This is a genomic window from Desulfosediminicola ganghwensis (assembly GCF_005116675.2).
GTDB lineage: Bacteria > Desulfobacterota > Desulfobulbia > Desulfobulbales > Desulfocapsaceae > Desulfopila > Desulfopila ganghwensis.
The window spans coordinates 5,587,775-5,602,471 of record NZ_CP050699.1 but is presented as its reverse complement, the minus strand read 5'-3'; the positions used below and the strand labels follow the sequence as shown (position 1 = coordinate 5,602,471).

The window sequence follows — 14,697 nt, the reverse complement described above, 5'->3', positions numbered from 1 at the left end:
CTTCGGAATCACCGGTACCGACATCTGCGTAGTATGGCAGAAACCATTTGTCTTGAAAATTGAGATAACCACGAATTCCTATGAGCCCGTCCAGCAGATCCTGAGATCCGGGTGCCGTTGACGCTCAGGTTGGAATCAACTTCGAGATCGAGATAACAGGTAAAAACTGTGAGCGGATCGGTATGCTCTACACAAAATATTATTATGTAGTTGCCTGGTGGGGTGAGGGCAATCAGATCATCGTCACCCAGCCTGAGCCGAGCGGTGGCCAGCGTGGAATCTGGTCACTTCGCAGAAAGTGGAGTTATGATTGATGTGGGATGAGTCGAGTGTTTTTGTGATTTTTTATACAATAGTGTCGCCTGAAAAGTTTTAAAAGCGTAACTTGATGAATGATATCTAGGATGTGCAGGCTTTAACGCACCTTCAGGCCAGGCTGGCTGGCACTGACTACCGCGCACAGGAAGTCTACGCTTATCTCCTCTAACCTCTTTTCCAGTACCTGACCGATACCGGTAACGCCGTTCGGAGGCTTCGCCTGGCCGTGCTTCAGGGTCTTCCCTGCTGATATGCGGGCCTGCTTGTTAGAAGTCGGTTTTGCCGCCATGCAGGATAATCGAAAAGAGCGAAACGTTGAGGTAGCGGGGAAACTGATCGCTCGTTACGAGAAGAACGATTCGACGATTTCCCTATAGATTCATCTGATTCAGATTGAAACGGGCGGTAAGATTAGTTAAAGGATGAAAACACTCTGTCCGGATGAGCAGCCACGTTTATAAAAAAGTGGTGTTGCTGTCAGGATAAATCCGACAACGTACTAATCATCGTGGAGCCGACATAGCAACATGTTACCGATTATTTCCAATTGCTGGGCACTGTTTCTTGGTATGGGGCTCATTATGCTCGGTAACGGATTGCAGGGTACGTTGCTCGGCGTGCGTGCCTCCATGGAGGATTTCGGCACTACCCTGACCGGTATCGTCATGTCGGGTTACTTCCTGGGCCTGATCCTCGGCTGCAGACGGGTTCCGAAGATGGTGCTGAATGTCGGCCACATCCGGACCTTCGGTGCGCTCGCCTCCCTCGCTTCCACCTCGATTCTGGTACAGGCCGTTTTCGTCAATCCTCCCGTCTGGTGGTGCATGAGGCTGGTCACCGGTTTTTCCTATGCAGGTCTTTATATCGTGGCGGAAAGCTGGCTCAATGAAGCTGCCGACAACGGTAGCCGCGGTAAGCTGCTCTCCATTTACATGGTGGTCTCACTGGCCGGTCTGGCGGGCGGCCAGTTATTGTTGAACATCTCCTCTCCCGACAGTTATGAGCTTTTCGTGCTCTCCTCCCTGCTGATAAGCATCGCGGTTATTCCCATCCTGCTCTCCACAGCACGGGCACCGCAGTTTGAGCTGATGGAGAACATTTCTATCATCCAGCTTTACCGGGTTACGCCGCTGGGTGTGGTCGGTATGTTGATGAACGGCATGTGCTATGGAGCGATTTTCGGCATGGGCGCAGTATACGGCACTGAAGTCGGTATGACTGCGCAGCAGGTATCTCTCTTCATGGGGGCACTGGTTGTCGGAGGTTTCGTCCTCCAGTATCCGCTGGGCTGGGTGTCCGATTCTGTTGGCAGAAGCAAGGTCATCATCTTTGCCTCACTGGCAGGGGGCTGTGCCTCATTGTACGCCATCTTCCTGCCGGAATCCGGTTTGCTCCAATACTTCCTGATAGCTGTAATCGGCGGGCTCACCATGCCGCTTTATGCGCTCTGTGGTGTGCATACCAACGATTACCTGACTCCCACCCAAATGGTCGCCGCCAGCGGCACCCTGGTTCTGCTCAGTGCGACCGGGGCAACGATCGGCTCACCGCTCACCGCTTTTGCTATGGATTTCTATGGCCCTTCAGCCTTTTATGCCAGCCTGGCAGTGATGATGTTGTTTATAAGTATTTTTGCCGCGTACCGATCACAACGGAGAGGTGAGGTCAAAGACGAACGCGGCAAGTTCGTAGTCATTGCGCCAACACCACTCTCTGCCTCCCTCAACCCTGAAGTTGAACTCGATGAGCTTGAGGCAGCCATGGCTGAGGATGGTGAACAAATTAAAGAGAGTTTTGAAGAGCTTGTTGAAGAAATGGAACAGTCCGATACCGCGTCCCAGTAATTTTATGCTGCCTGCACTGCGGCCTTGGCCTTTCCTGTTGCAATTTTGTGTGCAGGGGAGGCAATCGTTATTCAGATAGATAATCCCGGCTCCGTGTGCCCGGGGTTGTCTTTTGCACGGTCAGCTATCATGGGTTGTAGCTACTGTAAGGGCCACCGGTTCGATCGTAGCTGTTGCCAAAACTGTCCTGGCAGATCTCGCATTTACCGTCGTTTGGTGTCAAAACGAGGTCTTTATCCAGGACAACAGTCCTGAATTTCCATCCTTCCGGGAGCGTCAGCGTATTGCCGAGATCCTTGAGGCTGTCATAGGTCTGGTCAGGAAAGAGGATTTGGCTGGCTGACTTCATGTAATAGGTTATCCCCTCGGGGCTATCGAGGAGATAGACTCGTGTTCCCTTGTTAATCCCAAATTGCGTATCCCGCTTTCCTGTCATCGGCCGATAGGCAACTTTATCCTGACTGCCCCCCAGATGTTCCGGCACATCCAGCCACATGACCCAGCGACCGTTCAACCCCTGGAAATTTCTCTGTGTTCCAACATTGACTTCAAGCCAGTCCAAGGTCCACAGTCGTTGGCCATTTTTGTATGCTTTTACAATGCCGTACTCTTCTGCCAAAGCTTTCATGTCCATCTTGTCCAGGATGGCAGCCGGGGCGGTATCCCCGACGTTATTCGGGTCATTGAGGCCGATGGTCTGGTAGACCCCACCCTTGAGTTCCTTGGTCTCAGGGTTGCCGCTGATCAGAAAAATTTCGGAATAGCGGTTGCCGTTTATGCCGTCGAATCGTAGCAGTTTAATATTCTCGTCATCTTTGGGAACATCTGCAAAACCGCAGAGCAGAGCGACCATACAGCAAGCCATAGTCAGAAATCCGATTGTTTTTTTTGTATCTGCATGCATTGTCCTGTCTCCATTTTTTGAAATTTAAAAAATTGGGTTCGCGCAGTAGTGCTGCGCTTATCTGCCTTGCTTGCCGGTTATTGAATAAGGGGCGATGAAAACATGTTTTACTCTTTGCCCTTTGGCACCTTTAGTAGCGGTGGCGGTTGCCAGCTGCCATCGAGGATTGACGGTGAGGTATCGGAGGGCCCATATACCCGCAGACACAGGCTGAACGTGTCCCTGGGAGCAGGCAGCCAATTAGCCTCTTTATCCTTTCCCGGCGATTCGGCCTGGAGATAAAAAATCCACAGATCCGTCCTGGTTATAGATAAAATCATCGCTCTGGCTGAGGTTGTACCTGTCTATCTGGTTCGGGGCCAGGAAGAGATCCTTGTCATACATTGTGAGCGACCAGAAACCATCAACAGGGGGAAGTTGGCCCTTTTCAAAGTGGATGACATAGTTGTATCTGGAGCCGTCATACTTGTTGCCATCACCATCTTTTGAGACAGCGGATAGACGGCATCAGCCGGCCTGTTCCAGCCGGGACCGAGCAGATTGGCCATGGCACGCAGCAGGTAATCGGTGTCGAAGTTGCCGACCCTTTTGGTGAAGCAGAGCCAGCCGTTGGTGGTTTTCTGCTTTTTCAGAAACAGTGCCATTTCAATCTGGCCGATCCTGGCCATTCCATCTACTATATCGTTATCCTCCGGGGCGGGCGGATTTGTTTTCATCAAGCTTGCCAGCATGCTTGAACATCTCGCCGATGGGCCATGCATTTTGAGAGAGGGTAGGTGAAAAAGAAGGTCAGGCACATCGCATACAGTAACCGCTTGCAAGCCGCCAATTGTGTCGGTCTTTTCATACATCCTCCTCGCTGAGCAGCGTATTTTAAAGCAGCTTCGGCCCTGGCCGGGTTAAAGCAAAAGCAAAAGCGCAAAAAAAATCCGACAAAGATCGGTGAATAGCGGGGTGTGAAGCAGGTAAATAATCGTGACAGCTTTAGGGGTATGCCAGAATCAGGGCGGGGGGTACTTGATAGTAACGGCACTGTCCCCTGGGTAGAAATGCCCCGGGGCCCCGGTAGGACTATGGTATTTCAATTGTAACTATGCGGTGAAGAGGTTCAAGGTAATACCGGATGGTCTTTAGGATATCAAGATAATCACACTGGATGTGAGGGGACGAAGGTGATGCGCTGAACGAATGGGCAGGATGTGATTGGCCTGAAGCAGCATCCGGATACTGTTGCGGGCTGCTGCTTCAGATGCGTTAAGCCAGTCGCAGTTTCAGGTTCTATCGTCTGGTTGCTTTTCGGCTGCAGGAAATAAGGGCAGCTTACCAGCGATCGTGATGGATCAGTTCCGGCTCGAATCTGTCTTTGGCGGTGAACTCATCTTTCGGCCAACCGATCGGCATTATGGCGAAAGGGATGACGTTTTCGGGAATGCCAAACAGATTCCGGGTGGCGACGATACGCTCTTCCAGAGGATAAATTCCTGCCCAGACCGTACCCAGGCCAAGCCCGCGGGCGGCAAGCAGCATGTTCTGGAGAGCTGCGCTGCAGTCCTGCGGCCAGAAGTCGGGCCATTTTTTTCCTTCAGGATCACCGCAGACCAGAATGGAGACCGGCGCCTTGGTTACCATTTTGGCATAGGATTGAAAATCCGGGACTTTGGCAAGTAACTCCTGGTCCCGGATAACAATGAAATGCCAGGGGCGTTGATTACCGGCGGAAGGTGCGAGCATGCCTGCTTTGATAATATCCTGTACCATTTCATCTGAAACAGGTTGGTCTGTATAACTGCGAATACTTCGCCTGGTGTTGATCGCGTCGAATACGTCCATGGTTAAGTCCTGAATATATAGAAGAAAAAGATTGTCAGTGAATTGATAAACAGCTAATCATTACGGGTAATCCCTTTCTATTTGTGGGGCAAGTAAGGCATACTCTACAAAAAGAGTGAGTATGCCGGGTTATCCGTCTCTTCAAAGTAGGTGTAGCCCAGTTCATCAAGCCGTCTTATGAGCTCTCTGTCATCTCCGTTTGCTGATTCCAGGCCGATCAGAACCCTGCCGAAATCCCCTCCCTGCATGCGATAATGAAAAAGCGAGATGTTGCGTCTGCCCTTGGTGGCATCGAGGAATCGAACCAGTGCTCCCGGGGTTTCAGGGAACCAGAAGCGGAACAGTCGTTCATCTTTCACCTCTTCGGATCTACCGCCGACCATGTAGCGTATGTGGGTCTTGGCAAGTTCGTTGTCGGTCAGATCGATGTTGATATAGCCTGCCGCAGTCAGTTCATTGCTGAATTGTTCTCTTTCGTCACTGTCGGTAATGGAAATTCCGACGAAGATATGAGCCTTGGAACGGTCTGATAGCCTGTAGTTGAATTCGGTGATGTTCCTTTCGCCGACCAGATCATGACAGAACTTCTTCAGGCTGCCGGGTTCTTCGGGAATGGTCACAGCGAAGAGTGCCTCCTGGCTATCACCAACCAGGGTGCGCTCGGCCACGTATCGCAGCCGTTCGAAATTCATGTTTGCGCCTGAATTGATGGCGACCAGGGTTTCCCCCTGGCAGCCGCTGTTACGAATATACTTCAGAAGTCCGGTTATGCCCAAGGCACCGGCCGGTTCGACAATGGATCTGGTGGATTGGTAAATTGCCTTGATTCCCCCGCAAATCTCGTCTGTGTTGACCCGGACGATGTCATCGACAAACTCTTTACACAAGTTATAGGTTTTACGGCCAACCTGTTTCACGGCGACGCCGTCGGCAAAGATCCCAACAGAGGGGAGGCTGACTAATTTACCTGCTTCAAGGGAGCAGGCCATACCGTCACTGTCTTCCGGCTCCACTCCGATAACTTTTACCTCAGGCCGCAGCATTTTAATATAGGCCGCTATGCCGGCAATGAGGCCGCCACCTCCGACTGGCACAAAGACAGCATCCAGCCTGCCGGGATTTTGTCTTAAGATCTCATCTGCCACTGTTCCCTGGCCGGCGATTACCAGCTCGTCGTCGAATGGGTGAACAAAGGTCATGCCGGTCTCTTCAATAAGCTGGGTGGCCCGTTCTGCTGCTTCGGAATAACTATTGCCATGGAGTACCACCTCGGCGCCAAATCGTTTAACGGCTTCGATCTTGATCTCAGGTGTTGTTACCGGCATAACGATCATCGCTTTGATGCCGAGCTTTCTGGCAGAGAAAGCAACACCCTGGGCATGGTTGCCGGCTGAAGCGGCGATTACTCCCCGGGAGAGTTCATTCTCGCTCAAATTGGCAATTTTGTTGTACGCCCCTCGAAGCTTAAAGGAAAATACCGGCTGCTGGTCTTCACGTTTCAACAGTATGGTGTTGTTGTATTTTGCAGAAAGGGCTGGTGCGGGGTCAAGTGAGGTTTCGACCGCGGCCTCATAGACCCGGGATGTGAGTATCTGGCGGATGATCTTGCGCATGGTGTTTCTGGTTTAGGTAGGTAGTTATTGTAGCGTTTGTTGCTGTTAAACGGATCTTTTTACAGGTGGACTGTTGAACGTACTGCTAATGTGCATATCAGGTCAAGTTCGTTTCCGTGGAAAATCAATTATCATGTTGGTGGCGGTGGTGTAGGTCTGGATAGTGCGGATGGCTGTGGCAGATTGGCCGATGGTCGTGGTGGTGTGAGTGAAATCCGTCTTCTTTAGGCTGGTTGCTGCCGGTGTGGTCGTGGTTGTGGTGGTCGTCGTTGTGGCGGTGCAGGTGGGTGTGGCTGAGCGGTTCGTGGCTGTGCAAATGATAATGCTTCGTTTTTTGTGAAAAGTAGATGGCTCCGGCAAGGCAGCAAAGGGCAGCCAGGTGGGCGGGCGAAAACTCTTCACCAAGAAGGAGTACAGCCAGGGCAACACCAAAAAAAGGGCTGCTGGAAAAAAGGATTTGCGCCCGTGTGGCACCGCTTTGTTGGGCGCAGCTTACATATAAAACAATGCTCAAGCCGTAACAGATTACACCCAGCAGCAACGCTTTCAATACCAGGAGAGGGTCGGGCAGAACAGGGGAGTTGATAATGCCGATCAAGGTGCTGAAACTGCCAGCGAATATGCCCTTGAGGAGAGTAATGCCTGCTGCGGAAAAACTGTCGATGAGAGCAGTGCAGTGATTGTCGAATCCCCAGCAGATGCAGGCAAGTGTAACAAGCAGTGCGGCAGTGAGGCCGGAAGTACCCTCTGAAAACGTTATGATCACTCCGGCTGCTGTCGCAAGGAGCACACCCGTCCAACCGTTGCGTCCGAGGTGGTCCCTGAAGAACAGTACCCCGAGGATTGCGGTGGCAACCAGTTCGAGGTTCAGCCAGATGGCAACGGACGAGGCCTGGGCGGCTTTCAGGCCCTGTAATAGCAGCAGCGGTCCGAGAAAACCGCCACAAACGATTGCTGCGGAAATGTATCTGGTCTGGGGGGCTGAGAGAGCTTTAGGTGGAAAAACCGAGTGTCTGTTTTTTCCGAGTGTGCCGGGGCGGCGTGATTCGAAGATGAATATGGGGATAACTCCCAGGGCTGCTCCAAGGTAGAGCAGCCCCGCCAACAGGAAAATGTTTAATTCACCCAGGAGAATTTTGCTGGCAGGGGTGGCAAGGCCAAACAGCAGGGCAGAAGCCAGGCCAAGACTAAGGGGGACAAAGGGAAAATGCGTTTTTTGTTTTAGCCTGGATGGCCTGCTTTTGGCTGGTCTTTTTTGCTGCCTGTTCATTTTATACAGAACGGGTAATGCCTCCGTCCACTCTCAGGTTTTGTCCGGTGATATAATTTGCCCCGTCGGAAAGTAGAAAAGCTGCTGTTGCAGCGATTTCTTGCACAGTCCCGTAACGTCGCATGGGGATACGGGATTTGAAGTGTTCTTTTTCTGGCAGGCTGTTGATAAATCCTGGCAGTATGTTGTTTATCCTGATGTTTGCGGCAGCGTATTTGTCAGCATAAAGTTTGGTAAATGCGGCAAGGCTGGCCCGAAATGCTCCCGAGGTGGGGAAGGCTGATTCCGGTTCAAAGGTTGCAAATGTGGAGATGTTGACAATAGCTCCCTGTCCCTGCTTTTCGAAGATAGGGGTAATGAGCCTGCACATTCGAACGACGTTGAGAAAATAGACATCCATGCCGCGGTGCCAGTCGTCATCGCTTAACTCAAGGATATCACCTTTTGGCCCGTGACCGGCACTGTTTACGAGTGCATCTATTCTGCCGTGCCTCTCCATGGCCAGATCGACGAGTTTCTGCAGATCATCCTGGTTGAGGTTGGAACCGGTAACACCAAAGCCACCGAGTTCCTTCGCGAGTTTTTCGCCTCTACCAGAGGATGAGAGGATGCCTACTATATAGCCGTTTTGCGAGAGATTACGGGCTATTTCTGCCCCCATGCCACTGCCGGCGGCTGTTATCAGAGCAACGTGTCTGGTCATTATGTTTCCTTTATGAAATATGTCTATGGGAAGGCGTATGGGTTTGTGATGTGCGATCTCTGTTCCTAGCTGGTGTTTCTGTTGGAAACAGGTGGTTGCTGAGAGCAGGTATAACTTTTGATCCTACGACTCAGCAACTTCCAAAGATGTTAACAGGAACGATCGGCACCGGCAAGCTGGTAATCTGAATGAGTTCAACGATTCCTTTTGGGCTAGTGGATTCTTAGGAAGATAATCAAAAGTGGTAGTTTTTTCCATCCTCGAAATTCTGAAGGCCGTTTTTCTGAGCAGACTCCTTACCCCAAAATGGCTGGACAATTGAGATTGTCCACAAAAGCCTGGTGGGCGATGAGTTGATTGGTCAGCTTGAAGTTATCAATAAGGCGGGTCTTTATCAATTTCGAACACCACAACGTACATTTTGAGAGTATCAACGGTGTCATGGAGAGTGTGAGCAGGCCGGTGACAGTAAGCTAATACAACAAGGCTCCGGGGCGAGGCTATAGCCTGGAGCCATGCACCTTATGAAATAGTACCAGCCAGTTCCCGAACCCTTGCCATGGTCTCGGTAAGGTCGAACGAGAGAATCTCCCTGTTTTCCATAACCATGCGGCCGTGGATCATGGTCGAGTGCACATCGCTACCCCTTGCGCTGTAGACGAGCAGGTCTGCGTTGTACATTGGGGTGAGGTGAGGTGAGTTGGTGTCGATCACTATGAGATCGGCGTAATTACCTTTAGCCAGTCTGCCGATTTTGGGCAGGCCGAGGGTCTCGGCGTTGATGGAAGTGGCACTGGCAAGAGCGGTGGCTGCCGGGATAACTGTGGCATCCAGGTATCTGGCCTTGTAGAGCTTGGCGAAAATATCCATCTCGCGAAACATATCAAGTCCATTGTTTGAGGCGCAACCGTCAGTGCCAAGGCCGACTGGTATACCTGCTGCAAGCATTTCCGGGACCCGGGCTATACCTGAGGCAAGTTTCAGGTTGGATTGTGGGCAACAGACAATCTTCGTTTCCGTTGAAGCAAGTATTTTAATGTCACTGTCTGAGAGCCAGATGGCGTGAATAAGTGTCGAATCGGGGTCCAGGATATCGAGTGCGGCAAGATGGCTTAGCGGGGTGTTCGCCTGGGGTTCGATAATCATCTCCATCTCTTTTGGGCTTTCGGCGATATGGGTGAAAAAGCGAACGCCTCGATCTTCTGCAAGTTCCTTGGCCTTTACCAGCGTCCTGGGGGAGCAGGTGTAGGGGGCGTGGGCGAATACGGCAGGGGTTATCAACTCGTCCTTATCAAGCCACTCTTCGATAAAGTCGGCAACAGTGTCTATATTCTTTTTCGGGTCCGGCACACTGGGTGCTGGAAAATCGACAATGCCGTGCCCGACCACGGCGCGCATGCCGCAGTCGCGCAGGGCGCGGGCGGAGTCACCGGAAAAAAAGTAGGCGTCGGCAACACAGGTGGTTCCTGAAAGTATCATTTCTGCGATGGCGAGGCGTGAACACCAGTAGACCATTTCCCGGTTCACGTGGGCCTTTTCAGCCGGGAAAATATGTTTATGCAGCCACTCGGAAAGTTCCAGGTCATCGGCGAGACCACGAAAAAGGGTCATGGCAGCATGGTTATGGCTATTTATCAGGCCGGGCATTACCATGCGGCCTTTGCAGTTGATCACCCTGGCTCTCGGAGGGATGGTTACCTTGGTCATTGGCCCGATATCGGCTATGTAGCTGGTATCAGTAAGCAGATACGAATCAGGCTCAAGTGTTGCGCCGGGCCCGGTGTAGAGTGTGCAATTGGTGAAAAGTGTTTGCATGGTCGTTGTGGTGAATGGGATTCAGTCGGTTTTGGAAACCTCAAAGTGAAAAAGAGGGTATTTTCCTCGAATTCCGTGTATGATACTCTGTTTTGCAGATTGCATCTGCGTAAAAAAGGATGCCGTCTTATAATGGCTGACATGGCATAGAGTAATGTCGTCAGCTGTATTCTGCTGTAATGCATATATCGTGAAAGAGCGCACACAGGCGTGTTGTAGCTTGCTGTGATTGAAGGAAAGGAGTCGTTGTAATGGGTTTTCGTTGTGGTATCGTTGGCTTGCCGAATGTTGGCAAGTCCACTATTTTTAATGCTTTGACTGCCGCTGGGATAGATGCTGAAAATTACCCGTTTTGTACAATTGAGCCAAACGTCGGTGTAGTGCCGGTGCCTGATGCGCGTCTTGACGTACTGGCGGATATTGCCAAAACCAGAAAAAAAATCAACACCCAGATGGAGTTTGTTGATATCGCTGGTCTGGTAAAAGGTGCAAGCAAAGGTGAGGGGCTGGGCAACCAGTTTCTTGGCCATATTCGCCAGGTTGAAGCAATTGTTCATGTAATCCGCTGTTTCGAAGATGACAATATCGTCCATGTTGAGGGCTCCATCGATCCGAATCGTGATCGGGAAGTGATCACCATGGAGTTGATCATGGCAGATCTGGACAGCGTTGAGAAGCGACTGCAAAAGGCGCAGTCCATGGCCAAATCCGGTGATAAAACCTACAAGGCCCAGGCTGTCTTTTTAGAGAGATTGCAGAATCTGCTCGACTCCGGTCAGCCGGCTCGTAAGATCGACATTCAGAGTGAACTGGAAGAGGGCGTGGTGAAAGAGCTTTCATTGCTTACAGCCAAGCCTGTACTCTACGTTGCCAATGTTACTGAAGAAGAAGTGATAGACGGCAACCAGTACGTTGACCAGCTCAGGGCTACTGCTGAAGATGAGGGTGCTCTCCTGGTAATGATTGCCGGTTCCATCGAGCAGGAACTGAGTCAGCTTGAAGTAGACGAACAGCAGGAGTTCCTGAATGACCTCGGTATGGAAGAGCCTGGTCTGAACAGGTTGATCACCGCCGGTTATCAGCTGCTTGGTCTGCAGACCTTTTTCACCGTAGGTGAAAAAGAGACTCGCGCCTGGACGATCCCGGTCGGTTCCAAGGCTCCCCAGGCTGCTGGAAAAATCCATACGGATTTTGAGCATGGCTTCATTCGGGCAGAGGTGATTGCCTACGATGATTATGTCACCTGCAATGGTGAAAACGGAGCCAAGGGAAAAGGACTTATGAGGGTTGAAGGGAAGGAATATGTAGTGGCCGATGGCGACTGCATGCACTTTCGATTTAATGTCTGATAATTACGGCCAGCTCTATGTCGAAACGAATGTTTATAGAGGAGTTGCAGGAGGGAGCCAGAGTAGATGACCGCTTTCTGGTCAAGTCCGCCAGGCTTTCGGAAACGCGGGCAGGTAAGCCCTACCTGATACTGACAGTGATGGATAAGAGCGGTGAGCTTGGCGGGCCTGTCTGGGATAACGCCGAGCAGCTGCACGATATCTGCAAGCCGGGAAATTGTGTCCGGGTCCGTGGTCAGGTGCAGTCCTACCGGGACAAGTTGCAGCTGAAGGTGGATGAGATCCAGCCGGTACCTGTCAGTGAGGTTGATCTCTCCGATTTCTTACCCTCGACGCCCCATGATCGCATAGAAATGGCCGCTGAGCTGCAAGCTCTGGTCCGCAGCGTCAATGACCCGTTTATCAAGAAGCTGCTCAGCCATTTTTTTAAGAAAGATCAAGTAACCTGGACCATGTTTCAAGAGGCGCCGGCTGCCAAAGGAATCCACCACGCATATGTGGGCGGGTTGCTGGAGCACGCCCTCTCTATGGCCAAGCTCGCTGACATGCTTTCTTCCCATTATCCGGGAGTGAACAGGTCGCTGCTGATCGCCGGTGCCCTGTTGCATGATCTGGGTAAGGTGAATGAGTTGCGCATGGAAAACGGTATCATTGATTACACAGATAGTGGGCGGCTCAAAGGGCATCTGGTCATGGGCAGTGAGATGGTCAGCAATGTCGCTGCCGGTATCCGTGATTTTCCCGAAGACCTGCTGGAACAGTTGCAGCACCTGATCCTGAGTCATCACGGCAAGCAGGAGTTTGGCTCCCCGGTGGTACCGATGACCGTCGAGGCGATGTTGCTCAATCACATCGATGAGATGGACTCGAAGATGAACGTGCTGGAGCAGTTACGACGAAAATTGAACAGTACGGAGCTCAGCTGGAGTGATTATCAGCGCTCTCTGGAACGGTATCTGTACCTCAACGCCCTGCAAAAAGAGGAAGCGTTGGCGGTAGAGCAGCCAGCCCAGCTGATAGCCCGCCAGAAACAGCAGTCTCTTTTCTAACAATATACTTTCTGACAGAGCAGACCGACTTCGCCCTGTAACGCTACGAAGCCATGGATCAGCCTACTACCATACTCAGCCATATGGAGCTCATCGGCCAGGATAAGGCAAAGTCTCTGGTGGAGAGAACCATGCGCTCCGGCAGAATGCCTCACGCCTATGTCTTTAAAGGGCCGGATGGTGTTGGCAAAAAGCTCTTCGCCCGTGGTTTGGCGGCGACCTTGAACTGTCGTGGTGAAACTCCCGGGTCAGCCTGTGGCGTCTGCAGTTCCTGTAAAAAGTTCCTTTCGGATAATCATCCTGATTATATGGTGATACGACCCGAAAAAGGCACCATTAAAATTGATCAGATCCGGGAGATGTGTCGCACCCTCGGTTATGCGCCATATGAATCTGATCTGAGAGTGGTGCTGCTGGAGGATGTTCACACCATGCGCCAGGAGGCAGCCAACAGCCTCTTGAAAACCCTCGAGGAACCTCCGGCTGGTAATCTGCTCATATTGACCGCAGAGGCATCCCAGGAGGTACTGACCACCATTTCCTCCCGTTGTCAGGTGATTCCGTTTTTCGGTTTGCCGGCGGAACAGTGTGCAGAGCTTCTGCGGCAACTGGCGCCAGTCATGGATAAAGAGCAGGCCATGCTCCTGGCCAGGCTCGCCGAAGGGAGTCCGGGTAAGGCGTTATTACTGCATGAAACAGAACTGCTCTCTATTGCCGGAAAAATAATTGCAACGGTCAGCGACGCAGGGGTTGACTCCAACCGTGATGTTGGTGTGCTGCTCAAGGTTGCCCAGGAACTTTCCGAATTGAAAGAGCACATTCCGCCACTCCTCGGCTTGTTGCGGCTTTGGCTGCGAGATTTATTGCTTATTCCTGAAGGTGGTGGTGACGCCTATAATAATTGGCAAAAACCGTTGGTGGCCGTTGGTCCGGATATTGCACATCAACTGAAAAGCTGGAGTTCGGAAGACCTTTTTGCTAAACTGCAGGCGGTTGATACAGCTGAAAAACAGCTGAAAAGAAATTGTAATCGAACTCTTGTGTGCGAAGTGCTGATTTTTCATCTGCATGGCGGCACATCGTAAAGGATACATCTACATGTCGGATAAAGAAGCTGAAAAGGAAGTTGAGGGTACATCACCCGATAAACAGCTTGAATATTACCGGGTACGCTTTCGCGAAGACGGACAGATGTTCACCGCATCTTCACAGCTGGAGAAGCCGGTCCGGGGCGATATTGTGATGGTGAAGACAGATCATGGTCTGGAACCGGCGGCGGTATCCGGTCCTGCCCCCATCTGCGGCTGCAAGGCGAAAGCCAAGGTGAACTACGAGATATTGCGAAGGGCCGGGGATGATGAGCTTGAGCGCTACGCACAGTTACCCGATCAGGAAAACAGAGCTTTTGATATTTGCCAGAGGTTGATTGTTCGCCACAAGCTGGAAATGAGCCTGGTTCGTGTCGAACGGTTTTTCAACGGCAGCAAAATGATTTTCTACTTCACCGCTGACAATCGAGTCGATTTTCGTGAACTGGTCAAGGACCTGGTTCAGGAGTTCCGTACCAGGGTCGAGATGCGTCAGGTGGGTGTTCGCCATGAGACCAAGATGATCGGTGGCATGGGAACATGCGGGCGGGAACTCTGTTGCTCTTCGTTTATAAAAAAATTCGATTCCGTCTCCATCAAGATGGCGAAGGAACAGGATCTTCCGTTAAATCCTTCTAAGATATCAGGCCTTTGTAACAGGCTGCTCTGTTGCCTCACCTACGAGTACGATACCTATCGGCAACAACGTAAAGGTATGCCGAAGCCGGGTAAACGGATTAGAATTGATGGCAGAACTTACAAGGTGCGTCGCCAGAATCCGTTACAGCAATCTATATTAGTTCAGACCGATTCGGGTGACGAAACAGTTCTGCAAGCTGCAGAATGGCAAAATTACGAGATTATCCGAGTTGACAAAGGTCCAAAAAAAGAGAAAAAGAACAGGGAGTAAGGGT

16 protein-coding genes are annotated in these 14,697 nt (G+C 51.4%); 6 read left to right on the top strand and 10 right to left on the bottom strand.

Features of this window, described 5'->3' with window-relative positions; all coding sequences use genetic code 11:
• Positions 1–182: 182 nt before the first annotated feature.
• Positions 183–314 (top strand): hypothetical protein, encoded by a 132-nt coding sequence (locus tag FCL45_RS24985; protein WP_267313999.1) that lies wholly within the window; start codon positions 183–185, stop codon positions 312–314.
• 101 nt (positions 315–415) lie between these two features.
• On the opposite strand, the gene FCL45_RS24065 is transcribed toward FCL45_RS24985, so the two are convergent.
• A complete protein-coding gene (locus FCL45_RS24065) occupies positions 416–607 on the bottom strand; it encodes a hypothetical protein (protein ID WP_136795219.1) in 192 nt (63 codons plus the stop codon).
• A 238-nt stretch (positions 608–845) separates the two neighbouring features.
• Here FCL45_RS24065 and FCL45_RS24060 point away from each other — a divergent pair, with 238 nt between their 5' ends.
• Complete coding sequence (locus tag FCL45_RS24060; RefSeq protein ID WP_136795218.1) at positions 846–2,162, top strand: MFS transporter; 1,317 nt, start codon at positions 846–848, stop codon at positions 2,160–2,162.
• A gap of 127 nt (positions 2,163–2,289) precedes the next feature.
• On the opposite strand, the gene FCL45_RS24055 is transcribed toward FCL45_RS24060, so the two are convergent.
• The 9 genes from FCL45_RS24055 to FCL45_RS24020 all read right to left on the bottom strand — a co-directional run bounded on the left by FCL45_RS24055 (position 2,290) and on the right by FCL45_RS24020 (position 10,297).
• Positions 2,290–3,066 carry a hypothetical protein gene (locus FCL45_RS24055; protein ID WP_136795217.1) on the bottom strand — a complete coding sequence of 259 codons (777 nt, stop codon included), beginning with the start codon at positions 3,064–3,066 and terminating at the stop codon, positions 2,290–2,292.
• Positions 3,067–3,173: 107 nt separating this feature from the next.
• Positions 3,174–3,386: a DUF1214 domain-containing protein gene (locus tag FCL45_RS25450; RefSeq protein ID WP_136795216.1), complete on the bottom strand. Its 213-nt coding sequence runs from the start codon at positions 3,384–3,386 to the stop codon at positions 3,174–3,176.
• Entirely contained in the window at positions 3,316–3,504 is a 189-nt protein-coding gene (locus FCL45_RS25445) for a DUF1214 domain-containing protein (protein WP_420811247.1), read from the bottom strand. Before FCL45_RS25445 ends, FCL45_RS25450 begins: the two co-directional genes overlap by 71 nt.
• Entirely contained in the window at positions 3,411–3,782 is a 372-nt protein-coding gene (locus FCL45_RS24760; protein WP_228721409.1) for a hypothetical protein, read from the bottom strand. Before FCL45_RS24760 ends, FCL45_RS25445 begins: the two co-directional genes overlap by 94 nt.
• Before the next feature lie 604 nt (positions 3,783–4,386).
• Positions 4,387–4,896 (bottom strand): nitroreductase family protein, encoded by a 510-nt coding sequence (locus tag FCL45_RS24040; protein WP_136795215.1) that lies wholly within the window; start codon positions 4,894–4,896, stop codon positions 4,387–4,389.
• A gap of 104 nt (positions 4,897–5,000) precedes the next feature.
• A complete protein-coding gene (gene ilvA, locus FCL45_RS24035) occupies positions 5,001–6,509 on the bottom strand; it encodes a threonine ammonia-lyase, biosynthetic (RefSeq protein WP_136795214.1) in 1,509 nt (502 codons plus the stop codon).
• Between the two features lie 124 nt (positions 6,510–6,633).
• Positions 6,634–7,779, bottom strand: coding sequence for a DMT family transporter (locus tag FCL45_RS24030; protein ID WP_136795213.1), 1,146 nt, complete (start codon positions 7,777–7,779; stop codon positions 6,634–6,636).
• A gap of 1 nt (position 7,780) precedes the next feature.
• Positions 7,781–8,482 carry an SDR family oxidoreductase gene (locus tag FCL45_RS24025; protein WP_136795212.1) on the bottom strand — a complete coding sequence of 234 codons (702 nt, stop codon included), beginning with the start codon at positions 8,480–8,482 and terminating at the stop codon, positions 7,781–7,783.
• Between the two features lie 522 nt (positions 8,483–9,004).
• Positions 9,005–10,297, bottom strand: coding sequence for an amidohydrolase (locus FCL45_RS24020; RefSeq protein ID WP_136795211.1), 1,293 nt, complete (start codon positions 10,295–10,297; stop codon positions 9,005–9,007).
• A 251-nt stretch (positions 10,298–10,548) separates the two neighbouring features.
• Here FCL45_RS24020 and ychF point away from each other — a divergent pair, with 251 nt between their 5' ends.
• The 4 genes from ychF to FCL45_RS24000 are packed head-to-tail and all read left to right on the top strand — an operon-like array spanning position 10,549 to position 14,693.
• Positions 10,549–11,646 carry a redox-regulated ATPase YchF gene (ychF, locus tag FCL45_RS24015; protein WP_136795210.1) on the top strand — a complete coding sequence of 366 codons (1,098 nt, stop codon included), beginning with the start codon at positions 10,549–10,551 and terminating at the stop codon, positions 11,644–11,646.
• A gap of 17 nt (positions 11,647–11,663) precedes the next feature.
• Entirely contained in the window at positions 11,664–12,695 is a 1,032-nt protein-coding gene (locus tag FCL45_RS24010; RefSeq protein ID WP_136795209.1) for a 3'-5' exoribonuclease YhaM family protein, read from the top strand.
• 53 nt (positions 12,696–12,748) lie between these two features.
• Positions 12,749–13,780: a DNA polymerase III subunit delta' gene (holB, locus tag FCL45_RS24005; protein WP_136795208.1), complete on the top strand. Its 1,032-nt coding sequence runs from the start codon at positions 12,749–12,751 to the stop codon at positions 13,778–13,780.
• A gap of 13 nt (positions 13,781–13,793) precedes the next feature.
• A complete protein-coding gene (locus tag FCL45_RS24000; RefSeq protein WP_136795207.1) occupies positions 13,794–14,693 on the top strand; it encodes a PSP1 domain-containing protein in 900 nt (299 codons plus the stop codon).
• Positions 14,694–14,697 lie beyond the last annotated feature (4 nt).

Excerpts from the sequence above, each read along its gene's own strand:
- ychF (WP_136795210.1), top strand. The coding sequence starts at position 10,549 with ATGGGTTTTCGTTGTGGTATCGTTGGCTTGCCGAATGTTGGCAAGTCC.
- FCL45_RS24985 (WP_267313999.1), top strand. The coding sequence starts at position 183 with ATGCTCTACACAAAATATTATTATGTAGTTGCCTGGTGGGGTGAGGGC.
- FCL45_RS24065 (WP_136795219.1), bottom strand. The coding sequence starts at position 607 with ATGGCGGCAAAACCGACTTCTAACAAGCAGGCCCGCATATCAGCAGGG.
- FCL45_RS24760 (WP_228721409.1), bottom strand. The coding sequence starts at position 3,782 with ATGAAAACAAATCCGCCCGCCCCGGAGGATAACGATATAGTAGATGGA.
- FCL45_RS24000 (WP_136795207.1), top strand. The coding sequence starts at position 13,794 with ATGTCGGATAAAGAAGCTGAAAAGGAAGTTGAGGGTACATCACCCGAT.
- FCL45_RS24020 (WP_136795211.1), bottom strand. The coding sequence starts at position 10,297 with ATGCAAACACTTTTCACCAATTGCACACTCTACACCGGGCCCGGCGCA.
- ilvA (WP_136795214.1), bottom strand. The coding sequence starts at position 6,509 with ATGCGCAAGATCATCCGCCAGATACTCACATCCCGGGTCTATGAGGCC.
- FCL45_RS24055 (WP_136795217.1), bottom strand. The coding sequence starts at position 3,066 with ATGCATGCAGATACAAAAAAAACAATCGGATTTCTGACTATGGCTTGC.
- FCL45_RS24040 (WP_136795215.1), bottom strand. The coding sequence starts at position 4,896 with ATGGACGTATTCGACGCGATCAACACCAGGCGAAGTATTCGCAGTTAT.
- FCL45_RS24030 (WP_136795213.1), bottom strand. The coding sequence starts at position 7,779 with ATGAACAGGCAGCAAAAAAGACCAGCCAAAAGCAGGCCATCCAGGCTA.
- FCL45_RS24060 (WP_136795218.1), top strand. The coding sequence starts at position 846 with ATGTTACCGATTATTTCCAATTGCTGGGCACTGTTTCTTGGTATGGGG.
- FCL45_RS24025 (WP_136795212.1), bottom strand. The coding sequence starts at position 8,482 with ATGACCAGACACGTTGCTCTGATAACAGCCGCCGGCAGTGGCATGGGG.
- FCL45_RS25450 (WP_136795216.1), bottom strand. The coding sequence starts at position 3,386 with ATGATTTTATCTATAACCAGGACGGATCTGTGGATTTTTTATCTCCAG.
- holB (WP_136795208.1), top strand. The coding sequence starts at position 12,749 with ATGGATCAGCCTACTACCATACTCAGCCATATGGAGCTCATCGGCCAG.
- FCL45_RS24010 (WP_136795209.1), top strand. The coding sequence starts at position 11,664 with ATGTCGAAACGAATGTTTATAGAGGAGTTGCAGGAGGGAGCCAGAGTA.